Consider the following 21,970-nt stretch of genomic DNA (forward strand, 5'->3'; position numbering starts at 1 on the left):
ATGCATAGGTAGCATTAATATTGGTATGTGGGTTTAATTGCGCGCTTACTCATCTATCTTGTTTTCATAACCCCACTCTTGAGTTATGCGTTTAAGCGTAGTGGCTATATCAGGTGCCTTTTCATCACGCCAATCACTTTTTATATAAGGTAAACGATGGTGAGATACAATTAACCAAGCTAGTAATTTAGCACCATTAGGTAGCTTATCTAATGGTGTTTGATTTTGTGTTTTAACGCTTTGCTTTAATTCACTTTCATTTACACCATTGTCTATCAGGTCACTTAACCACATTTCATCCGTTTTATTGTTTACCAATGCATTGAGTAATAAAACAGAGATCCACTCATGCCTTAATGGATCTCCTTTGAATTTATTTTTACTATTAGGGTTAAGTTTCTCTTGAAATAAACAAGACGCTTTTCCCCAATCATGGAACAATGCTGAAAGTGCAGTAAGTGACTTAATTAAGGGTAAGTATTTCCAGTCATTTTCTATTTCACTGTTTAACAAATTTCTTCTCGTACAATTAACAGGCACTACTCCCTCACAATTAAATTTACTCTTATTGCCAATCACCCACAAAAACTGGCTACGTGAACGGCTTCTGATCCAATGGCAGCTTACGGCGGTGCTTTTGCTGGCGGTTTGTCTAAGCATCTTTTTAACTGTTAATAAGCCGTCTTCAGTGATTACTGTTTGCCATGTGTTGTCGCCAATGCGGTTGGCGAAGGCATCAAGTACTCGGCGGGTTTTGGCGAGGGCGTTTTTTTCGCATTGTGAAACGAACGTGACCATCATAGGTTTTTTGCCTCAATGTCTTGCGTTGAATAATCTTGTAAGGCAATTTCCTTTACTGTATCGAACATAAAGTCGAGGGCTTTGTGATCGGTAAAGGTTTGTAACACTTGTTGACGGAACTCTTGTTCTGTGGCGTTTTCTTTGGCGCAAATAAATGCCCAAGGGAGGACTAATGCGTCTTTAATTAAGTCAGCTACATCGAACACTAAGGCACCGCGTCTGGTTTTACCGTGCATAACGGCAAAACCATGGGGGATACCTAGTACCCATAAACAGCTTGCGGCTAGGCCATATGCTAAGTAGTTACCATGATTTAAGAAGTCGTTAGCTTTATTGATACTATTTTTATCAGGTTGGTGTTGACGCTTAAACTCTGCTGCATTGGTATTATTGGCTGCATATTTATAGAGTACTTTGGTGAGCTGTGCTTCGGTCAACAGCAAGTCAGATTGTTTTTTTGCGGCATCGGTGCGGGCATTAAACGTGGTTAACGCGCCCTGTATTTTTTCGCTATTAAAATCGAATCCCTCACTTTTTAAATCACGATCTTTTTGCCAGACCTTTTGCAAATAAGTTATGCGCGCTTGTTGAAACGTTTTTGCGGCTTTGAGGCGCTTTTCGTCATCAAACCAAAACTGTAACCAGCCATGGAGGTACTCTGTTGGGCGATACTCACTTTGTGGCGTAAACCATTCTACTTCGCAGGCCATATGTAATGGTGTGCCTCCGCCACCAGCAAAGCCAACTAATACACCCGCTTGGGCTAACATTCGCATCGCCGCTTGGGTTATTGATGTACCGTTACCTAATAGTAAAACGGTAGTGTTCGCAATCGGAATATTAAAATACTGATTTTCGTTTTTGGCTTCTGTAAGATAAAGCACGCGGCCATCTTTTTGCATTACCCTGCAATATTCAAGGTAATACATGTTAGCGCGTTTAGAGTGCAGTATTGTTTTTAAATCTGAAGGTGAAAAGTCATCCATTAATTCAATCCTTTAAATCATAATCCTTTTTCAATATTCAATACACTATAAAACTTAACATTATGCAATCCTTTTATAGGACTTTGTAAATACCGAATCCCTAAGAAGTAACCACTATCAAGCGCTTATACTTCAAATGCGTGTTTATTACTTACGCCTAAATTGTGGGTAGAGTGAGTTCAGTAATCTGTGAGTTTTTGCTTGGCTCATTTACTCATCCTTTTGATTTAATCGTTGCTTTGCCTTGGCAATAGAGTGCTGTAATTTTTGTTCGAGCAGTTCAACATCCATCAAATGCGTTAGGTATTCTGCAACATGGATATCGCTGCCTTCCATTTCAAGTAACTCAATTTGTTCTTGTTTTTTACTGGAGCACAAAATGATCCCAAGTGGTGGGTTTTCACCCTCTTCGGTTTCATATTTTTTTAGCCAGTTGAGGTATAGCTCCATCTGGCTTTTGTGGCTGTGTTTAAACTTTTCGAGCTTTAAATCGATTGCCACCAAACGCTTTAACTTGCGGTTGTAAAATAGCAAGTCGTTATAAAAATCATCGTTGTCAATTTGGATACGCTTTTGACGGGCCACAAAACTAAAACCGGCACCCAGCTCTAATAAAAACTGCTCAATGTCTCTTAGAATGGCATCTTCTAAATCTTTTTCTAAGTAGCGGTCATTCAGTTCTAAAAAATCGAGAATATAGGGGTCTTTAAGCAGCAGTTCCTGATTATACTGGCTTGAATTTCGCAGCTCAGAGAGTTCAGCCACAATGGTATCGTCTGGCTTTTTAGAAATAGCCGTGCGCTCAAACAACAAGGCACCTATGCGCTCATCCAAGGTGCGGGTTGACCAGCGTTCCTGAATGGCCATTGTGGTGTAAAAGTCTCGCTTTATGGGTTCATCAATAACAATTAACTGGCGAATATGGGTCCAGCTCAATTGTGTACGCAGTGCGTGCACAATCTCTATATCCCAAAAAACCTCTGCAAACTTAACCATTTGCGCAAGGTTGCGTTTGCTCCAGCCTTTGCCAAATTGTACCGTTAGCTCATTAGAAAGCGTGGCAATCACTCGTTTGCCGTAATCGGCTCGCTCACCGCCCAGCACTTATTGATGCGATAACCCACCTGCCAATACTACCGGATAAACATTCAACATCTTTTAAGTCAGGTCGAGAACAGTTATCTCCACATTTATAAGAGCAAGCAAATATAGGCTTATACCCTGGCCGGTTTAAGTGAGTAACAGGCTTTCTAGTTTGTTTAATAAACCCGACTACATAGACTTTTACGGGATCTTCATCAAATGGAATGCCACTTACTATGCCTTCATAATAAATATAAGTATCAAGATCTCTTATAACTTCATAAACTGGTATATTAATTAACGACTGTAGCTGCTCTTTGGTAAAAAAGTCATTTTTAAAATCATTTTCCATATTCATCTCTTTATTATCCATAATAACCTCAACCCACTATTTTTAGAGTAGCATTAGAGACACCGACCTTGCCTTGCTTAGCTAACTCTATATATTCAGACCACCAGCCCATCATCACTCGCCTACGCTCTAAGTAATCCGCTCGGTTGTATGCTCGCCTTACTTCGTTTTTATCAACGTGGGCCAATGCGGCTTCAATCACATCACCATCGAAACCTTGCTGATTTAGTGTTGTACTAGCTAGAGCTCTTAAACCATGAGCAACTAAACGATTTTCATACCCCATACGCTTTAAAGCCATGTTCGCAGTTTGTTCATTAAGATGAGTTCGGGGGTTTCTATCACCCGGAAATATATGCTCTCGATGACCACTAATAGGCTTTAGTCTATTTAGTAACTCTATTGTTTGCTCTGTTAGTGGAACATTATGCCCGCGCTTCTTCTTCATTTGGTCTGCTGGAATCTCCCATACTTTATTTTCAAGATTGATTTCTCGCCATGCCGCACCAGCGGCTTCGCTTGGTCTAACCATAGTGTGAAGCTGCCACTCGATTAAAAGATGAGTAACAAGCTTAATACTCGCATAACTAAGTTCTTTCATTAGTTCAGGAAGTTCTTCTGGTGAGATAGTAGGCATGTTTTCTTTGACTGGCTTTTGAAAAGCAGCCCTTAAGCCAGATAACGGGTTGGCGTGTATTAGCCCTGTATTGACAGAATAGGTCATTATTTCATTTAACCTTTGGCAAAAGCGTTTAACCGTTTCCAAACTTCCCTTCGCAGCTAAAGGCTTTATTACCTCAATAACTTTTGGTGCCGTTACTTTGCTTATAGGTAGTTTTCCTAGTTCTGGAAACAAGTGATTTTCTAGTGAGCGCCATAAATCAATGCCGTAGTTTTCACTTACTTGCGTTTTCTTGATTTCAAACCAATTAGTAGCAACATGCTTGAAGGTGTTTGATACTGCCTCTAACTGTATACGCTCATGATCATCTTTATATTCTTTGGGATCGATGTCTTTAGCTAGTAACTCTCTAAATTTTGATTTTAGTTTACGAGCATCCGCTAAAGATATAGCCGGGTAACCACCTAAACCAATACTGGTCCGTTTTTTTGTGTAGGGTTTGTAATAGTCTAGCAACCAAGATTTGTTGCCGTTAGGTTTAACTCTAAGTTGCAAGCCGTCACCATCAGATAGTTTATATACTTTCTCTTTTCCCTTGGCTTGCTTAACTTCCGTATTGGTTAGTGGTTTTGTTTTTGCCATAAAGTAGTACCAGATTTTCTTTAATTAAAGTGGTACCACCAAATGTACTACTTTAAAATCTGGATGTTACTGTTCATTAAAAACTCTACTTGGAATCGTAACTTGGCGAAAAGCCAGCAATGCGGGGGTTCAAGGCAAAAAAAAAGACGCCTATTGGCGTCTTAGTTTTTTAAGTGGTGGAGCTGGGGGGATTTGAACCCCCGTCCGAAAAGCCTCGACCGTCGGTACTACATGTTTAGTATTGTCATTTAATTAACCTTTAAATCCCGGACAAACACGGTAGATAAAGGCGAGGCCGCTTAGTTTTAACGCTTCAACCCCGGCCAGGGTTTCCGTCGCGATCAGGTGTTAGGGTGACACTCCAAAATCCAGTCCACAAGAATACATGGAAGGAGCGCTAGCCAGCCTAAGCTGCTAGAGAGTAGTTATCGTCGTTTGCGATTACTTTAAATTGCGGCTTTTTTACGAGGCAAACCGCACCTCGACATGCACCTCGGGCTTCTTGAATTCCGTCGAATCCTAATCAGCCCCTGAATAAGGTTACTCATTCAGAGCGTACAAGCAGTATAACCGAGTAACCTACGAATACTCAACACCTTAGGCGTTTTATTTTATTTGTTGGTTAATCATGCATCAAACACACATGTAAATGTAAGATATTGAACAATTAAGAAACAATTACTTAACAATGATGGTGCTTTATGCTCAAATGCAAGGCTAGACCTTGGTCTAATACAATATAAAAAATAATAACAGGCATATTACCTAGAGGATTTATAAATGTCGGTTTTTTCTTTTGATGAGCAAACGGGGTATATCTCTTTGCTCTCCCACCCTAATGTCTCAGGTTTAGCCTCAACAGCAACACAGCTTATTGAATTAATTGGCCAGTCAGAATATTGCGAGTGTGAGGTTATTGTTAGCAATATTGGTAAACTGTTTGCTCAAAATAACGCCGAAGAAGCCCCCTCTTTAGTAATTGCTCAAGCCATTGATGCAAAGCTAACCATTAACATTGATGAAAAGAATATGCTCGTTGAAGCTACCCTTATTACTGCCAAGGGCGGTAAATTGCTTAGCATGGAACAAGCGATTGAAGAGTTCTCACAAGCAGGGGTTGTAAAAGGCATTAGCTCTCATGCATTAGAACAGTTATTGGCGCAACAGTTCGAACAACCCCCAGGAAGTACGCATTACGCCGAAGTCGCTTTTGGTCGTGCACCTAAAGTGGGTAACGATGCCAAATTTGTACGTCTTTGCTGCACAGCGCAAGACCGCGTACTTAGCCCACAAGCTAAAGGCGGTGGTAAAGTCGATATGAGAAACCTAGGTGATATTATTACTGTAAAACCTGGTTGTGAATTAATGCGGCGCATTCCAGCAACATCGGGGGTTGATGGGTTTACTGTGTTTGGTGATGTACTAACTGCAACCCCTGGCAAAGAACATAAATTACAACCTTTTGACGGCACTAAAATTGCGCCTGACAACCCCAACTTATTAATTGCCGACTGTACTGGCGTACCGGTTGCCCTTCCCCGTGGTATGCGTGTTGATGATGTTTTATGTTTTCATAATATTGATCCCACTACTGGTCATGTTGAATTTGATGGCAGTATTATAGTCAGTGGTGATATAAAAGATGGCATGCGAGTGACCGCCAGCGGCGATATTACTGTTTTAGGCTTTGTTGAATCGGCGCAGCTCAAAAGTGATAGCGCCATCACAATAGTAAAGGGTGCAATTGGCAGAAAGCGAGAAGCCGATGAGCCATTTACCTGTTCTATTTTAGCTAAACGAACCGTTGCGCTTGGTTACTCTCAATACTGTGACATAAAAACGGATCAAAACTTACTAATAGATCGCCAATCATTACATTGTGACTTGAGTGCCGGAAATCTAATTAGGGTGGGCAATACAAAAGATCCTAAAGGGAAAATTATTGGTGGCCATATTCTCGATGCAATGCGCATTGAAACAGGCGAGTTAGGCGCACCAGCAGGAACTAAAACCCGTGTTTGCATCGCACAGCGATGGTATGTGCTAAAACAAAAACAAGCGCAAATCACTGACTTTGAAAAAGTTTTAATCGGTAAGTCAATTGAACTACAGCAAGCGCGCCAGCGAATTAATAAACAAGTTGCAAGCGCACAGCGTCAGCAGTTTTTGAATAAAATAACAACGAATGAAGAACACATAGCAAACCGAAGCGCCAGCATCAATCAGCAAAAGCAGTTACTAAGAAAGAAAATGGCGCAGCTTTTAGCGCTCAGTCGCTTAAAAGTTAATGAGCTTATGCACCCTGGGGTAGAGCTTAAAATTGCACGAGAATCAATTAGCTTTTCGCGTAATTATCCACCACATTTAATCACTCACAGTGAAGGTAAAATAACGCAATCGTTTTAATAACGCATATTAAGACTGGCTCAGCCCAAAAAAGTAAGTATTCACTATTATGAGCTGATTTTCTAATCTTGGTTGCTAGCTTCGTCTTCGCTCTGTTGTGTTTCGTCTACAGCAAGTGGCCAACCACCTAGTTGCTGCCAACGATTAACAATTAAACAGTACAGTTCAGCAGTACGTTCTGTATCGTATAACGCAGAGTGTGCTTGTTTATTATCGAACTCTATTCCTGCCGCGCGACACGCTTTAGCTAGTACCGTTTGCCCTAATGCCAAACCAGCAAGTGATGTGGTATCAAAACTAACAAACGGATGAAATGGTGTGCGCTTGATATTATTACGCTCAATAGCCGCATTTAAAAAGCCGTGATCAAAAGCGGCATTATGAGCAACCACCACAGAGCGCTGGCACCCTGCGGCTTTTTGCGCTTTGCGCACTACTTTACAAATTTCTTTAATCGCCTCTTCTTCTGGGACTGCCCCTCTCAGTGCTGAAAAAGGCTCAATCCCATTAAACTCAATGGCAGCTTGCTCAATGTTTGCCCCCTCAAACGGTTGCACATGAAAATGAACGGTATGATCGATACTAAGCAGTCCTTCGTCATCCATTTTTAAAACGGATGCTGCAATTTCTAGTAATGCGTCGGTTTCTTTGTTAAAACCGGCGGTTTCAACATCAATAACCACTGGAAAAAAGCCACGAAAGCGTTGTGCGAAAAGTGTTTGCTCAGTATTTGCCATAGTATTCTTGGTTTATAGGGATTAGCTGTCTATTATGTCAAAATTGGTGGCCTGTCGGCTAGGGGATTTATTGATTAATTACAGTTAAACTATAGGCATGTTACTTGCTTAGTAATTAGGGTCTGTTGACCTTTGCGGATTAAAATTTGTTCAAGCTAGGGGCGGTTTAATCGCGGCGCGAGGTTTGTAATCTAGTGGGCTAAGTAAAAACCGAGCAAAGCTTCCGCGTCCTGCTCACGCCCCTTACCTACATCCATGTAGGCAACAAAGAGTAAATCGCCCCTAGGCAGAACCCAAAGGGCAGCGCCTGTTTGGCATTGATGCTACGTTATCGCCTATTTATGGGGAATAACCACACCACATAGGCTCTGCCTTGCCTAAATACCAAACAGGCTGCTGCAAATTTAAGCTTGAAAGGTCAACAGACCCTAGCGTTTGCGCTGAATTATTTGCTGTTGCGTAATATTTTACGGTTTTTGTCACTTTTTTGGCAGAGCTAGATAACTGGAGAATTCTCGATGAAGTGTAAGTTGTTATTTATTAGCCTAGGCATTAGTAGTGTGCTGTATAGTTTGAATACAACTGCAGCAATGCGCCAGTACACGGCTAACCAAGATAATTCAAACTGGAACTTGGTTAAAACAACTCGCTTGCAATGCCAATTAAATCATGAAGTTCCCTACTATGGTGAAGCTGTTTTTAAAGCATCAGCAAGTAAAAATAAAGATCTCACTTTTAATCTAGACATGGTGGTGCGCCCAGAAAATTACGCGATTGCCGGTTTAAAAGCGGTACCACCTAGCTGGCGAGCAGGCCGCCCTGCCCGTGATATTGCTGATATGAAATTACTTAAAAAGTTTGATGGTGAATTAGGTAATAAAACAGCATGGGAAATGCTGACTGAGCTTGAAAAAGGGAACCAACCTACTTTTTACTACCAGGACTGGCAAAATAGTGCCGATAAAATTGCCGTGGGTATGTCTAATGTTAATTTTAAGCAAGCGTATTGGGCGTTTTTACAATGCCGAGACGAATTGCTGCCATACAATTTTGAAGATATTTCGTTCACTATAATGAATTATGAATCTAATAGCAGTAAATTAACTAAGTCATCGCAACAACGCCTTGATAAAATTGCTGAGTATTTAAAAAACGACCCGAGTATAGAATCAATTAGTATTGCATCGTACACCGATAGTTATGGCGGTCGTTGGAATAATCTCGATTTATCAAGAAAGCGTGCTAAGGAGATTAAAGATTACATGGTTGACTTAGGCGTTGATGAAGCTAAAGTGGTTACTGAAGGCTTTGGTGAAAAACGCTTTGTAGATACTAATGACAATATTTTAGGCCGTGATAAAAACCGCCGCTTAGTGATTCAAATCGCTAAAATGTAAATTGTCGTATTCCATTTCGACCGACGGTGTAATGGATAACGCTTTCGGTCAATACATACCATTTTTGTGATACCTATTTTATACATAGCAAACAACCTCCCTTTTAATTATTAACATTTAGCTTTTTATTTTTTCATTTATATTAGGGTCTGTTGATCTTTCAAGGTTAAATTTGCCGCAGTCTGTTTGGTATTTAGGCAAGGCAGAGCTTATGTGGTGTGGTTATTCCCCATAAATAGGCGATAACGCAGCATTAATGCCAAACAGGCGCTGCCCGAAGGGTTCTGCCTAGGGGCAATTAACTCTTTGTTGCTCGGTTTTTACTTAGCCCACTAGGTTACAAACCTCGCGCCGCGATTAAATTGCCCCTAGTTTGAACAAATATTAATCCGCAAAGGTCAACAGACCCTAATAAGTTAAATTTCCTTTTTTTGATGATTTTGGCTTTTTTAATACAGTTGTAAATAGAAGATTACATTTTATTTTGTCTCTTTTATGACAAAACTATTTAAGTTTTACACAACTAGTTATATCTTGCGTGTCTCTCACGTTTGATCAGGATCATTAAGTGCTTAAAAATAAAACAATAGGTAGCATGTTAATTGTTGCAGGAACCACCATAGGTGCGGGTATGCTTGCCCTACCAATCGCCTCTGCGGGGCTCGGGTTTAATACGGCAATGGTGTTAATTGTAGGGTGTTGGTTACTAATGACCTACACCGCTTTGCTTATGTTGGAGCTGCACCAATATGCCCCTCGCGATGCCACTTTAAATACACTTGCTAAGCTTTGGCTTGGTAAACGTGGCCAGTATGTGGCTAACTTTTCGATGATATTTTTATTTTATGCACTGTGCGCTGCTTACATAGCCGGTGGCGGAGCCCAGCTACAAGAACGTATAAACACTGGTTTTAACTTAAGTATTGCTCCTCAATTAGGCTCCGTTATTTTAGCCGTATTGATTGCAAGCGTGGTGACTTTGGGCACTAGTAAAGTTGATAAGCTCAATCGAGTGCTGTTTAGTATAAAAATAGTGGTTTTAGCTAGCTTGTTTTATATGTTAACACCTTATGTACATGGCCAACACTTATTGGAAATGCCTGTTGAGCAAGGACTAATATTATCGGCCATTCCTGTGGTATTTACCTCTTTTGGCTTTCATGGCTCTATCCCTTCTATTGTTAAATATGTCGGACTTGACATAAAAACCTTGCGCAAAGTTATGATTGCAGGCGCCTCTTTACCGCTGGTTATTTATGTATTTTGGCAAGTATTAAGCCAAGGCATAATGAGCCAAGATCAATTACTACAAAGCGAAGGATTAACTGGGTTTGTAGCCAGTGTGGCCAATATTGCCAATAACGCCAATGTTTCTACTGCGGTAAAACTCTTTGCCGACTTAGCTCTAGCAACGTCATTTTTAGGGGTAAGCTTGGGGTTGTTTGACTTTTTTGCCGACACATTCAAAAAAGCAGATACGGGCGCAGATAGAATAAAAACCGCATTTATTACTTTTGTTCCTCCTCTTGGCTTTGCCTTATTTTATCCGCAAGGGTTTATTATGGCATTAGGTTATGCCGCTATTGCATTGGTGATATTGGCTGTATTTTTGCCGGTGAGTATGGTGTACAAGCAGCGTCAAGGCGTTGAAAAAAGCGGTTATAAAGTACGCAGTGGTAATATTGGTTTGGCCATAGCCGCTTTGTGTGGTATTTCAATTATTAGTGCGCAATGCCTGCAAATGGCAGGGCTAATACCTGCAATAGGTTAATACCCAATAATAAGTAATACTCTATTGGCAATCCCCCCAAACAAGAGTTTGGGGGGATTGCCATGCAAACGCTAATGTTAAAACACGATTGCTTTTCCTCTACCGCTTTGCTCTGACGCCGCATCTAATTTGCCATTATGATTAATAATCACATGCATATCACCAAAGTGGCGTTCGTCCACTGTGTAACCCATTTTTATTAGCTGTTGTTTTACTGATGGCTCCAAGCCGGCATGTGCTCTGATCACATTTTTTGGCCATAACTGATGATGAAAACGCGGGCTATTTACCACATCATCGGCGCTCATATTAAATTCAATCGCGTTGAGTATCGATTGATACACCGAGCTAATAATAGTAGTGCCACCTGGCGACCCTGTTACTATTTTCACATGATTATTACTGAGTAAAATAGTGGGGGTCATAGAGCTGAGCATACGTTTATGCGGCTGAATTTCATTTGCTTTGCCGCCAATGGCACCAAATACATTCATAACCCCGGGTTTAGCGCTAAAGTCATCCATTTCATCGTTTAAAATAAAGCCTGCGCCTTCTACCACCACACCACTACCAAAGCCTAAATTAATGGTGGTGGTATTAGCTACAGCGTTACCCATGTTATCGACAATGGAAAAGTGAGTGGTTTGCTCGCTTTCTTTTAAACCGGGTTTAATGTTTTCGGTGGTTGAAATAGCCTTTAAATCTATACTGCTACTACGGTTTTTAAGATAATTTTCTGCAAGTAGTTTTGCTGTAGGTACTTGATAAAAATCAGGATCGCCTAAGTACTCTGCTCTATCGGCAAATACTCGCTTACCTATTTCAGCCAATAAATGCACATACCCTACTGAATTATGTTGTTGTGCAGGCGTTGGTTTTTTAAGCTCATACATTTTCAGCCATTGCAATATAGCAATGCCGCCTGAACTTGGTGGCGGTGAAGTAAGCACTTGATAGCCGTTCCAGTTAGCTTTTATAGGAGTACGAGACTTTGCGCGGTAATTTTTTAAATCGTCTTGAGTAATAATACCGCCATGTTGCTTCATAAAGTTTGCGATGATCGTTGCGGTTTCACCTTGATAAAAGCCATCTTGGCCATTATCGCGAATGCGTTTGAGTGTGGCAGCTAGCTCAGGTTGTTTAAAAAGCTTACCTGATGTAGCGCTTGCAAAATAACTGGCAAAATTTACTTTAATGTTTTTATTATTTAGATGCGCTATATAGTCCTCAATCAGCTGAGCCAACTTTTCAGGCACTACAAAGCCCTGCTCTGCTAATGTTACCGCAGGTTGCACTAACGCTTTCCACGGTAACGTACCATGCTTTTTATGGGCTAACCACATTCCTGCGACACTGCCAGGCACGCCACTAGCGTGTATGCCGTAAATAGATTTATTTTCAATTACTTGCCCTTGCGCGTCTAAATACATATCACGATGCGCGGCGTTCGGTGCAGTTTCACGGTAATCTATAAAATCACCTTGCCCATCCTTATGAATAAGCATAAACCCACCGCCGCCAATATTACCCGCCTCGGGAAGCGTAACGGCCAATACAAACTGTGCTGCAATGGCTGCATCAACCGCGTTGCCGCCTTGCTCTAACACGGCTTTTGCAGCGTGGGCACTAAATGTGTCGGGCATCGCCACCGCACTTTGTTTAGCCGCTACATTAAAAAAGCCTACTTGTATTATTAAGACACTGCTAATAATTAGCTTGCGTGGTGAAAAAAGTGATCCCATCCCATATCCTTAGGTTATTTTTATACATTGATGGCAAACATTAATGCACAGTAACAAACACTAGGTCAATATTTATACGCCACATTTAAAGAGCTTAGGATTGTTATTAGATTATCCACATGACTTTGAATAAAGTACGGCTGTTAAATTTGAGCCATCCTCTGTATGAATATAATAATGTTTAAGCTGCATACCGAGTTTTTTCATAACATTAATTGAGCCAACATTTGAGGTCAGTGCTGTAGCGCTAATTGCCTTTACTTGGCGTTGTTTTTCAAGCTCTGAACAAATAGCGCCTGCCGCTTCAATAGCATACCCTTTGCCCCAACTCGCTTGCTTAAACCGCCAGCCCACTTCAATATCACTAAAATCAGGCGTATCTGAAAAAAAGCCCATCGGCCGAACAAGCACCCATCCTATAAAGGTATTGCTTTCACGCAAGGTTACTTGCCATAACCCCCACCCTTGTTGCTCGTTACGATAAGCAAGCATTCTAGGAATACTGACTGTTTTTATCTCTTCAAGCGAAGTGGGTTTACCTTGTGTTAAATACTGCATAACGGCTGGGTCTTGATCGAGCTCGTATAATTGCGGCCAATCATGTTCGTCCATTAATTTAAAACTTAATCGTGTTGTTACAGCTATGTTCATTTTCATTGTTGTATAGTTACCCCTGAATATAATTTTCTCTAAAGGAGATAGTAAATGAAGAAATTAGCAGGTTTAGCTTTATTAGGCACTTTAATTACGTTAACTGGCTGTGAAGATGCCAACGAAGTAAAACAAGATGCAAAAGAAACAAGCGCTCAAGTGAAAGAAAAGCTTGATGAAACTTGGAATGAAGTAAAGGAAAAAACCAATGAGCTTAAAAATGATGAATCATTAAATGAGCTACTTGAAGAGAGTAAAGAAATGGGCTTAGACATGTACGACGACGGCAAAGAAGTAGCTGTTGATGCATGGATTAAAAGCAAAGAAGCGGCTGGCGAGCTAACTGAAAAAACCAAGCAAAAAGCACGTGAAATTGCCGCAGAAATTGAGCAGGCACGTAAAGAACATAAAGAAGGTTAATTATTTTTAACCATAAAAAAAAGGTAAGCCATGGCTTACCTTTTTTGTTTTACTTTTAAAGTAAAATATAGATTATAGTTCAAAGTCTTTTTTGAATTTTAAACCAAACTCACTACGATCATTACTGCGCATAACGCCAACAAAGCCAGTTTGCTGTAGACGTCCTACATCGTAAACTTCGTTTAATACGTTTTCGCCATATAACGTCACTTCCATATCACCGTATGGGTTAGTGTAAGAAATATTAAAGCCAACGAGCTCACGCGAATCAATCGTTTCACTCTTATTGAAAACTGATTGACCTTGCATTTCACTGCGGTATGAGTAATTTGCATTCAATGCAACTGTGCCACCATTACTTAAATCTACAAAGTAAGAAGGCGCAACCATCACTGTCCAACGCGGAGTCAATGCTGGTGAATCACCTTTACCAATACCTTGTACGCCCTCGGCGACTTCGGTAATCTCTGAGTCTAAATAACCTACCGCACTGCGAATAGTAAAGTCATCAGTTATTGCAATTGTGGTTTCAAGTTCAATACCTTGCGCTTTAGACTGACCTGCATTCTCAACGATAGTTACAAAGCCACCACCCGCAGTTGGGTCTGAAAATGGTAGTGCTAAGTCAGTGTAGTCGGTAACAAACATCGCAAGCATCATAGACACATTTTCATGTACTTGGCCTTTTAAACCAATTTCGTAGTTAACTGCTTTGGTTTCATCAAACGATACAAACTGATCTGGACCACCAAATGGGCGCGGCGGGAAACCACCTGTTTGATAGCCTTTTTGTACTTGGCCGTACACATTCATATTATTGCTAAGCTGATATGAAGCATTAATATCCCATGTCACTGCATTAAAGTCTGCACTAATGTATTTACGCTCTGAAAAGCTTGGGAAAATCGCATTCGCGTCTTTTTTATCTTCTGAGTAACGAAGACCACCGCCAATTGTTAAATCATCCGTTAAATCGTAACTACCGTTAATGTAAGCTGCGTATGAGTTTGTTTCTTGATTGATTTCAAAAAATCCAAAGCCACCAAACGAAGGCGTTATACCGTCATTTAGTAAACCATCTGGTGTATTAAATGGGCTAAATACAAAGTCTTCTGAGCGAGTAAAACCATCTTCATAAAAGAAGTATAGACCCGATACAAAGTCCATTTTATCAAACGTTGCGTTTAACTGAACTTCAAAAGAGTATTGATCTGCACCGCCTACTTCTGGGAACTCAGATAAGTTAAGTGGTGATGCATCATCATCTAAGCCACCTTCATACTCAGAAGTGCGGTAGCTTGAAATAAACTTAGTTGTATACGTGTTATTAATTGCCCAATTAGCGGTAAATGACGTACCCCAACCTGAATATGAGGTTGATTCAATACCGGCAACTGTTGTGCCTAAATCATCTGGATTCGATGGAATTAGGTCTTCAGTTAATAATGGGAAATCGCCATTGAATACATCATTTGAATCTAATGAATCTGTTAGTTCAATAGTATAAGGTGATTGACCTGATTCATTATCAACCCCATCTAATGAGAAAGTAAACGCTAAGTCGCTGGTGGCTTCGTATTTAAGCGCGATACGACCACTAAACTCTTGCTCTTCACCAATTTCTTTTTCAGGGTTAGCTAAATTTACCGCCGTACCTACACCGTCACGTTGTTTGTATGACGCACTGGCTGACATGCTTAAGTCATTGGTTAGTGCATTATTAAAGTAAATATCGCCAGCAATACGCCCACGGCTACCCACTTTAGCAGTTGTCGTTAAAATACCTTCATCACCAGGCTGCTTAGTAATTACGTTTACTGCACCACCTAATGTATTACGGCCATAAAGCGTGCCTTGTGGTCCACGTAGAACTTCAACTCGCTCAACATTAGGAAGCGATAAGTTAGACCCCATTTGGCGACCTAGGTAAACGCCATCTAGGTAAACACCTACACCGGGATCGGTTGTTATAATGTGATCTTGTAAACCAATGCCGCGAATAAATACAGAAGCATGTGCCGCGTTACCAACACCATAACGAGTAATGTTTAAGTTAGGAACGTATTTGCCAATGTCTTCTAAGTTACCCATATTGGCTTTATCAATAAGGTTAGCGCCTATTGATGTAATTGCAGTTGGAGATTCGAACAAGCTCTCGGTACGTTTACGTGCTGTAACTTCAATTTTTTCAAACGCGTCTTGTTTGGCAGTGGTTTTAGCTTCTTGTGCATTTACACAAGTTGTTAGGGCTGCAATAACCGCTAAACTTAACTGTGAGAGGGTGCGTAATTTCAAGGTTTTCTCCAAAGGGTATTAATTTAATTATGCGTTATATGTTGTGTAAACATAAACTGTAGGCATAAAAAAAGATGCTTAGATGCATCTTTCCTCTGGGAGTGTATTGTATTACATAAAAGTTACAAAATGTATATTTAACTTTAGTTTATACAAAAAAATTAATTTTCAGTTTTTAATCTGAACTAATTATCTCAATAATGACACAACTTTGGTTTTAAATTAAGACTTTAACATTAGCCAGCAGCCATGTTGTGCATAAATCGCACACATAATTTATTGTGAAAAACACATTAAAGCTACATGAGATTATGACAATATCCAAAGACCCTTTATATTTAAGTCTACAGCAAAGCCATTTTTAGGTGAAAAGCATGACAAAAAAACAGACCACACAATCAGCTAACATGCTTTTTAACAACAACCAGTATAATCCATTATTTTTTACTACATTGAATAACGACATATTGTTAGTCTGCTATTCAGCCCTAAATTCTCTTACTAATTACGAACTTTTAAACCAATTTATTCATACAAATAATTACCAAGGGCTCGTTATTTTTAATATCCCTAAAAATACCGATGCGGCTTCACTCAAAGAATGGCCAAATTTAAAAGGTCTTTTTTATCAAGATACTAGTGAAGAGTTGTTCAATAGAGGGTTAGATGCAATTAAACAAGGTGAATTGTGGTTTCCACGAACCATTAGTGACATTTGGATGCGCCAAATGCTCGATACAGAGCAAAAAAACGCTTTGCAAACAACTAACCTAACCGATAAAGAAATTAAAGTACTCAATCTACTCTTTAGCGGACTTCATTCCAGTGCTATTGCTGATAGTTTATTTATAAGTGAAGCGACGGTGAGAGTGCACTTACATAAAATTTATAAAAAAATAGCGGTCAAAAATAAACAGCAAGCAATTCGTTGGTGCCAAGATAACCTAAAAAATATAAATTCACGTTTATAACTAAAAAATAATTACTACTTAATACGTACTGCAGTAAATATTATCTCATCATAAATAATTCCAAAAAACTCAGCTAGTTACATTACCTTAAAATATAAAAGCCTTAATTTTCAATCTCAGTCATGTGTTCTTGTTGCAAAAAGGTAGTGAAAAGTACTTAATTTATTAATTTTAATTAGAAAAAAGTTAATCCTCGTCTTATACTGCAGCGGGATACACATGAAATTAAATAGGATACACAATGAAAAAACTATCTGTAGCAGTAGCAATTTGTTGCGCACTTGCCACAAGCAACGCGAGTGCTGAAGTTCGTATTAATGGGTTTGCTTCTATTGTCGGTGGTAAGTCGCTCGATAGTGATCAAACGTTATATGGATATGATGATGATATTTCATTTAAAAATGAAAGCGTGTTTGCTCTTCAGCTAACCGCTGACCTGCAAGAGAAGCTATCCGCTACGGCGCAGATAGTGGCTCGCGGCGAAAATGATTTTGATGCCGATTTTGAATGGGCATACTTAACTTATGAGATATCTGACGAATTACAGATCAGTGCTGGTAAAATGCGTGCACCGTTTTATCGTTACTCTGACTTTTTAGATGTTGGCTATACCTACCGTTGGGTGCGCCCACCTCAGTCTGTATATAACTTACCTTTTTCAACCTATGAAGGCCTAAGCTTATTACATACAACTCAGCTTGGTGATTGGGACTCTACTCTACAGGTTATTTACGGCAGCTTCGATGATAATATTGCCGTAGTATCTGTAAATGGTGATACCGAGCTTAATGATATTGCAGGGTTAAACTGGACATTAAGTTACGATTGGTTCAGTGCTCGCGCTGCTTACTTTGTTGCCGAAACGAGTATTGAGATTGAAAATGATACGGCCGAAGGTATGGCCCTTAACGGCTTAGAACAAGCCCTTCGTAACTCAGGTTTTGTTGACCAAGCAAACAGTATTGCTATTGACGAAGACGATGGTGCATTTTTAGCGCTTGGCTTTTCAATTGATTACAACAATATCTTGTTTGACGCTGAATACACACAGTTTGAAGTAGATAACAGTGCGCTCGCTAAGCAAACTCAATATTACACATCCTTAGGCTACCGTATGGATGAATGGCTTGTTCATTTAACCTATGAAAATAACGATGATGAGCATGACAGTAATCGTTATAATGCAATCCCAACTGTGCCGCAATTAAATGCTGGCCTTAACCAAGTTTTGGAAGGCTCTAAAGCAAAAAGTAATGTGTACACCATCGGTGCTCGTTACGACTTCCACCCAATGGCTGCCTTTAAAGTAGACTTTAGCCGCTTGAAAGACGATATAACAAATACTGAAACTGATGTAGTAGCCGTTGGCGTTGATTTAGTATTTTAATTGGAGCGAGTAATGAAAAAATTAATTTTAGCCAGCATGCTAACACTATGCAGCTCAGCAGTTTTTGCAGAAGTTGCAGTCATCGTTAACCCTGCGAATGCCAATGCAGTAAGCCAAGACGATATTAAAAAAATATACCTTGGTAAAAGCAAATCGTTTGCCGATGGCACAAAAGTAAACCCTGTTAACCAAAACGGCACTGCAGTCGCTGATGAGTTTAACGACAAGCTAGTCGGTAAATCGGGTAGCCAATTAAATGCCTATTGGTCAAAACTCGTTTTTACCGGTAAAGGCACACCTCCTGGTAAACTTGATAATGACCAAGCTGTTATTGATTTTGTCGCTGCTAATGCAGATGCAATTGGCTATATCGATAGCGCAAAAGCGAATGATAAAGTTAAAGTTGTGGGCAAGTATTAGTTCACTAAATAGTTCATCAAAAAGCCCGCAATAAATTTTATTGCGGGCTTTTTTTGTAAAAAAATAATCTTTTAAGACGTCAATCAAATAGCCTATGGCTATTCAATTTTAAACTTAGCGGTTGCATCCAATAGGTTATCTGAAAGGTAATGTAAGTTTTTAGCCACATCTCTTACTGCTTTTAGTGAACTCATAGTATCTTCAAATGAAACATGCATATTAGATACGTTATCTACAACCATTGCGGCTACTGAGGTTTGCTCTTCTGTTGCAGCTGCAATTTGCGAGTTCATGCCATTAATTTCTAGTATTTGCTCTGCTATTTTTTCTATCGAAACACCCGTTTGCTCTGCTGCACTAGCATTATCGGTTGCCATATCTCTTGCAGAGGTCATCGCGCTTACAGATTCATTAGCTGCCACACTTAATGTACTTAACAATTCACGTATTTCATTAGTTGACTGTGCAGTACGAGAGGCCAGCTCACGAACTTCATCAGCAACCACGGCAAAGCCTCGGCCATGCTCGCCAGCCCTTGCCGCTTCTATCGCGGCATTTAAGGCTAATAAGTTTGTTTGCTCAGCAATTGATGTAATTACATTTAATATTTGCGATACATTTTTAGTGTCATCAGCTAACTTATTAATGGTGCTGGCCGCTATATTTATTTCATCACTTAACGTTCGCGACGCGTTTACAGACATTTTTACTTGTATCCGGCTTTGATCCACCTCTTTTTCTGCGGTTTGCACTGCATTAGATGCGCTCGCTGCTGATTGTGAAATATCCCCAACACTTTGCTTCATTTCTTCCATCGACTGTTTAACAACATCTGCATCGGTGGTTTGTTTTGTGGTTGCTCGCTCAGCTCGTTCCATTCCTTGTACAAGGCGGGTAGAGTTTTCCATTAACGGTTCACATACTGCAATCACTTCTAAAACGGTTTCTCTAAGCAGGCTAATAAATGCATTAAAGTTAATTGAAACTTGCCCTATTTCATCTTCTGAGTTAACAGCGAGCTTAGTGCTTAACGACCCTTTACCACTTGCCAAAAGACTTAAGTTATTAGCGGCATCACTTGCTGATGAACCGATATTACGCGCAATCCAAATGGCCATTAGTAATAATAGGGTCAGCGATACAACAGCCACAACTAACATCAGATTAAGTGCATCATCAGAACGTGCTTTTGTATTGGCCACCAGTTCGAAAAAGCGAGCATCAGCTTTTTGTTGTGCGTTTTTAAAGCTCGTTAATACGGCTTCATATAGGCTTGTTTTTAACTGAGCTTGTTGTTGTATTTTACTGAAGTCTGCCGTGCCATTAACCATACCGTTTGCAATAGTTGCAGATATCTTTTCGTAATTAGCAAGTCGTGTTTTTGTATCATTATCAATATAAGAAGCATTAATTGCCTCAATCGAATCAAGGTTAGTAACCAGCTGCGCATAGGTTTCACTCGCCTTTGTTACTAGGTCTTGCTCACCGAAAGTTACAGCCTGCGTGTATAATTCATCTAATTTTTCTAAAATACTTACATTAGCCAAGGTTAATTTGGCTACTTTATAAGACGATTTCTCCATTTCATCGAGTGATATGCGATTTTCGTTCATGGCAAAGTAGTTAACCAAAACGATTACTAAGAATGCGATGATCGCTATAGATGTAATTGCATGTATTTTTTTAGTAATGCTGAGGTTTTTAAAAGAGAAACCTGAAGCCATATTCATTTACTCCGTTTATTATCTATAGTTATTATCGGCTTAAGATGCAAAAATGTTAACTTTATTTTTAACTTTAGACGCTTTTTATACATAAAGTTAAATATACAGTAGTATTCTTTCATAAACACTAACAATTGAAATATAGAGTGTTCTACTCAATGAGCAACATTAATCCTAAAAGAGTTGTTTAATATTTTAAATTTTAGGCACAAAAAAACCAGTAACATTGCTGTTACTGGTTTTTGTATTTGGTGCGGATGGGGGGACTTGAACCCCCACGCCCGAAAGCACTACCCCCTCAAGGTAGCGTGTCTACCAATTCCACCACATCCGCATTTTTTAAGCTATTGCTTAGTGTTAAGTCCGCATGTTTATTTGAGGGAAATAAACAACTTAACGATTTAAAACTAAATTAATTTGGTACGTCAGAGCTTTGCTCTTTAGTTGATGTGACTGGCACATCTTCTTCAACTGGAGTCACTGTTTCAACAGCTGGAGCCGCTTCTAGGTTTTCCCATTCGTCAGTCTTTTTAATTTGACCGGCAGTTAGGTTACCTAACACAATACTAAGCACAAAAAAGATTGTAGCTAATACCGTTGTCGTTTTCGTCATGAAATTCCCAGCCCCAGAAGAACCGAAAACTGTAGACGATGCGCCGGCACCAAATGATGACCCCATGTCCGCACCTTTACCTTGTTGGATCAAAACCATACCAACAAGCGCTAAAGCTACAATTAAATACACTACTAATAAAATTTCGTACATCTTATACGGTCCCTTTTGCACTATTGCAGATAGCAGTAAATGATTCTGCTTTTAAACTTGCGCCTCCAATTAGGCCGCCGTCTATATCTGTTTGCGCAAATAATAATTCGCTATTTTTTTCATTAACGCTACCACCATATAAGATGGTTAGCCCTTGTGCTAAATCGCTATCTAGTGCAGCAATTTTGTCACGGATAAATTTGTGAACACTTTGTGCCTGTTCAGGCGATGCAGTCTTACCTGTGCCTATAGCCCAAACGGGCTCATATGCTATCACAGATTCTTTTAGTGCTGCTACACCTAATTTATTAATTACCGCGTCAATCTGCGCAGCAACTACTTGTTCTGTTTGACCGCTTTCTTGCTCTGTTTCGCTTTCGCCAACACATAAAATAGGCGTTAGACCTACTTGTTGCGCGCGAGCAAATTTTGCAGCAACGGTATCATTGCTTTCTTTGTATATGCTGCGTCGTTCAGAGTGACCAACCAGTACATATTTCGCACCTAGCTGCTTAATTAGCTCTGCATCTACTTCTCCAGTAAACGCACCTGGGGTATTTTCAGACACTGTTTGCGTGCCTGTTGTTACACCACTTGCAATCATTGCTGGGACTAGAGGAAACGGAGGAAATAAAACAATGTTTACTTCAGAAGATTTAACATCGTTAATAGCATCAGACAGTTGTTGAACGAGTTCTAATGAACCATTCATTTTCCAGTTGCCTGCGACCATCGCTTTGCGTGCTGCCATTTTTCCACTCCACATTAGAAAGCGGGCGAGATATTAACTCGACTCG

General features: G+C 40.0%; 18 protein-coding genes, 1 tRNA gene, 1 other RNA gene and 1 pseudogene. 7 read left to right on the forward strand and 14 right to left on the reverse strand.

Annotated features, from left to right (window positions below; translation table 11 throughout):
* Positions 1 to 144: 144 nt before the first annotated feature.
* The 6 genes and pseudogenes from ACTRWE_RS12140 to ssrA form a co-directional block, all read right to left on the reverse strand.
* Positions 145 to 801 (reverse strand): annotated as a pseudogene (locus ACTRWE_RS12140) (type I-F CRISPR-associated helicase Cas3f); the annotation flags it as partial.
* On the reverse strand, positions 798 to 1,787 hold the full coding sequence (gene cas1f, locus ACTRWE_RS12145) for a type I-F CRISPR-associated endonuclease Cas1f (protein ID WP_262975984.1): 990 nt from the start codon (positions 1,785 to 1,787) through the stop codon (positions 798 to 800). The gene cas1f and the pseudogene ACTRWE_RS12140, both read right to left, overlap by 4 nt.
* A 210-nt stretch (positions 1,788 to 1,997) precedes the next feature.
* A complete protein-coding gene (locus ACTRWE_RS12150; RefSeq protein WP_462880087.1) occupies positions 1,998 to 2,891 on the reverse strand; it encodes a PDDEXK nuclease domain-containing protein in 894 nt (297 codons plus the stop codon).
* A complete protein-coding gene (locus tag ACTRWE_RS12155) occupies positions 2,878 to 3,243 on the reverse strand; it encodes a hypothetical protein (RefSeq protein WP_462880088.1) in 366 nt (121 codons plus the stop codon). The genes ACTRWE_RS12150 and ACTRWE_RS12155 overlap by 14 nt, the downstream gene beginning before the upstream one ends.
* A gap of 7 nt (positions 3,244 to 3,250) precedes the next feature.
* The gene (locus ACTRWE_RS12160; protein ID WP_462880089.1) at positions 3,251 to 4,486 is read right to left on the reverse strand and encodes an integrase domain-containing protein; all 1,236 of its coding nucleotides are present in this window, start codon (positions 4,484 to 4,486) and stop codon (positions 3,251 to 3,253) included.
* A gap of 174 nt (positions 4,487 to 4,660) precedes the next feature.
* Positions 4,661 to 5,017: a transfer-messenger RNA gene (ssrA, locus tag ACTRWE_RS12165) on the reverse strand.
* Positions 5,018 to 5,266: 249 nt separating this feature from the next.
* Between ssrA and ACTRWE_RS12170 the strand changes: the two genes are divergently transcribed.
* A complete protein-coding gene (locus ACTRWE_RS12170; RefSeq protein WP_033102936.1) occupies positions 5,267 to 6,892 on the forward strand; it encodes a DUF342 domain-containing protein in 1,626 nt (541 codons plus the stop codon).
* A gap of 62 nt (positions 6,893 to 6,954) precedes the next feature.
* On the opposite strand, the gene rnt is transcribed toward ACTRWE_RS12170, so the two are convergent.
* Positions 6,955 to 7,629: a ribonuclease T gene (gene rnt / locus ACTRWE_RS12175; protein ID WP_010388028.1), complete on the reverse strand. Its 675-nt coding sequence runs from the start codon at positions 7,627 to 7,629 to the stop codon at positions 6,955 to 6,957.
* A gap of 518 nt (positions 7,630 to 8,147) precedes the next feature.
* On the opposite strand from rnt, the gene ACTRWE_RS12180 reads away from it, so the two are divergent.
* Complete coding sequence (locus ACTRWE_RS12180; protein ID WP_033102935.1) at positions 8,148 to 9,026, forward strand: flagellar protein MotY; 879 nt, start codon at positions 8,148 to 8,150, stop codon at positions 9,024 to 9,026.
* Positions 9,027 to 9,594: 568 nt separating this feature from the next.
* Positions 9,595 to 10,797, forward strand: coding sequence for an aromatic amino acid transport family protein (locus ACTRWE_RS12185; RefSeq protein ID WP_081844651.1), 1,203 nt, complete (start codon positions 9,595 to 9,597; stop codon positions 10,795 to 10,797).
* Positions 10,798 to 10,874: 77 nt separating this feature from the next.
* Here ACTRWE_RS12185 and ggt read toward each other — a convergent pair whose 3' ends face one another.
* Positions 10,875 to 12,539, reverse strand: coding sequence for a gamma-glutamyltransferase (gene ggt, locus ACTRWE_RS12190; protein ID WP_033102934.1), 1,665 nt, complete (start codon positions 12,537 to 12,539; stop codon positions 10,875 to 10,877).
* A 111-nt stretch (positions 12,540 to 12,650) separates the two neighbouring features.
* On the reverse strand, positions 12,651 to 13,196 hold the full coding sequence (locus ACTRWE_RS12195) for a GNAT family N-acetyltransferase (RefSeq protein WP_028834019.1): 546 nt from the start codon (positions 13,194 to 13,196) through the stop codon (positions 12,651 to 12,653).
* A gap of 48 nt (positions 13,197 to 13,244) precedes the next feature.
* Here ACTRWE_RS12195 and ACTRWE_RS12200 point away from each other — a divergent pair, with 48 nt between their 5' ends.
* Positions 13,245 to 13,610 carry a hypothetical protein gene (locus tag ACTRWE_RS12200; protein WP_013465487.1) on the forward strand — a complete coding sequence of 122 codons (366 nt, stop codon included), beginning with the start codon at positions 13,245 to 13,247 and terminating at the stop codon, positions 13,608 to 13,610.
* Between the two features lie 72 nt (positions 13,611 to 13,682).
* Here ACTRWE_RS12200 and ACTRWE_RS12205 read toward each other — a convergent pair whose 3' ends face one another.
* Positions 13,683 to 15,905 carry a TonB-dependent receptor gene (locus tag ACTRWE_RS12205; RefSeq protein WP_462880090.1) on the reverse strand — a complete coding sequence of 741 codons (2,223 nt, stop codon included), beginning with the start codon at positions 15,903 to 15,905 and terminating at the stop codon, positions 13,683 to 13,685.
* Between the two features lie 374 nt (positions 15,906 to 16,279).
* Here ACTRWE_RS12205 and ACTRWE_RS12210 point away from each other — a divergent pair, with 374 nt between their 5' ends.
* The 3 genes from ACTRWE_RS12210 to ACTRWE_RS12220 all read left to right on the forward strand — a co-directional run bounded on the left by ACTRWE_RS12210 (position 16,280) and on the right by ACTRWE_RS12220 (position 18,683).
* Positions 16,280 to 16,876 carry a LuxR C-terminal-related transcriptional regulator gene (locus ACTRWE_RS12210; protein ID WP_033104102.1) on the forward strand — a complete coding sequence of 199 codons (597 nt, stop codon included), beginning with the start codon at positions 16,280 to 16,282 and terminating at the stop codon, positions 16,874 to 16,876.
* 241 nt (positions 16,877 to 17,117) lie between these two features.
* Positions 17,118 to 18,263 carry a porin gene (locus tag ACTRWE_RS12215; protein ID WP_350608068.1) on the forward strand — a complete coding sequence of 382 codons (1,146 nt, stop codon included), beginning with the start codon at positions 17,118 to 17,120 and terminating at the stop codon, positions 18,261 to 18,263.
* A gap of 12 nt (positions 18,264 to 18,275) precedes the next feature.
* Positions 18,276 to 18,683, forward strand: a complete 408-nt coding sequence (locus ACTRWE_RS12220; RefSeq protein WP_462880091.1) for a type 2 periplasmic-binding domain-containing protein — start codon at positions 18,276 to 18,278, stop codon at positions 18,681 to 18,683.
* Positions 18,684 to 18,781: 98 nt separating this feature from the next.
* On the opposite strand, the gene ACTRWE_RS12225 is transcribed toward ACTRWE_RS12220, so the two are convergent.
* The 4 genes from ACTRWE_RS12225 to tpiA form a co-directional block, all read right to left on the reverse strand.
* Positions 18,782 to 20,407 carry a methyl-accepting chemotaxis protein gene (locus ACTRWE_RS12225; protein WP_462880095.1) on the reverse strand — a complete coding sequence of 542 codons (1,626 nt, stop codon included), beginning with the start codon at positions 20,405 to 20,407 and terminating at the stop codon, positions 18,782 to 18,784.
* 249 nt (positions 20,408 to 20,656) lie between these two features.
* Positions 20,657 to 20,741, reverse strand: a tRNA-Leu gene (locus ACTRWE_RS12230).
* Positions 20,742 to 20,819: 78 nt separating this feature from the next.
* Positions 20,820 to 21,173: a preprotein translocase subunit SecG gene (gene secG, locus ACTRWE_RS12235; RefSeq protein ID WP_013465494.1), complete on the reverse strand. Its 354-nt coding sequence runs from the start codon at positions 21,171 to 21,173 to the stop codon at positions 20,820 to 20,822.
* Position 21,174: 1 nt separating this feature from the next.
* Positions 21,175 to 21,924 (reverse strand): triose-phosphate isomerase, encoded by a 750-nt coding sequence (tpiA, locus tag ACTRWE_RS12240; RefSeq protein ID WP_013465495.1) that lies wholly within the window; start codon positions 21,922 to 21,924, stop codon positions 21,175 to 21,177.
* Positions 21,925 to 21,970 lie beyond the last annotated feature (46 nt).

This window comes from Pseudoalteromonas sp. G5_S1_54_S4 (assembly GCF_054968565.1).

Coding starts and splice junctions, on each gene's coding strand:
- cas1f (WP_262975984.1), bottom strand. CDS start 1,787: ATGGATGACTTTTCACCTTCAGATTTAAAAACAATACTGCACTCTAAA.
- ACTRWE_RS12155 (WP_462880088.1), bottom strand. CDS start 3,243: ATGGATAATAAAGAGATGAATATGGAAAATGATTTTAAAAATGACTTT.
- ACTRWE_RS12160 (WP_462880089.1), bottom strand. CDS start 4,486: ATGGCAAAAACAAAACCACTAACCAATACGGAAGTTAAGCAAGCCAAG.
- ACTRWE_RS12170 (WP_033102936.1), top strand. CDS start 5,267: ATGTCGGTTTTTTCTTTTGATGAGCAAACGGGGTATATCTCTTTGCTC.
- rnt (WP_010388028.1), bottom strand. CDS start 7,629: ATGGCAAATACTGAGCAAACACTTTTCGCACAACGCTTTCGTGGCTTT.
- ACTRWE_RS12180 (WP_033102935.1), top strand. CDS start 8,148: ATGAAGTGTAAGTTGTTATTTATTAGCCTAGGCATTAGTAGTGTGCTG.
- ggt (WP_033102934.1), bottom strand. CDS start 12,539: ATGGGATCACTTTTTTCACCACGCAAGCTAATTATTAGCAGTGTCTTA.
- ACTRWE_RS12195 (WP_028834019.1), bottom strand. CDS start 13,196: ATGAAAATGAACATAGCTGTAACAACACGATTAAGTTTTAAATTAATG.
- ACTRWE_RS12200 (WP_013465487.1), top strand. CDS start 13,245: ATGAAGAAATTAGCAGGTTTAGCTTTATTAGGCACTTTAATTACGTTA.
- ACTRWE_RS12210 (WP_033104102.1), top strand. CDS start 16,280: ATGACAAAAAAACAGACCACACAATCAGCTAACATGCTTTTTAACAAC.
- ACTRWE_RS12215 (WP_350608068.1), top strand. CDS start 17,118: ATGAAAAAACTATCTGTAGCAGTAGCAATTTGTTGCGCACTTGCCACA.
- ACTRWE_RS12220 (WP_462880091.1), top strand. CDS start 18,276: ATGAAAAAATTAATTTTAGCCAGCATGCTAACACTATGCAGCTCAGCA.
- ACTRWE_RS12225 (WP_462880095.1), bottom strand. CDS start 20,407: ATGGCTTCAGGTTTCTCTTTTAAAAACCTCAGCATTACTAAAAAAATA.
- secG (WP_013465494.1), bottom strand. CDS start 21,173: ATGTACGAAATTTTATTAGTAGTGTATTTAATTGTAGCTTTAGCGCTT.
- tpiA (WP_013465495.1), bottom strand. CDS start 21,924: ATGGCAGCACGCAAAGCGATGGTCGCAGGCAACTGGAAAATGAATGGT.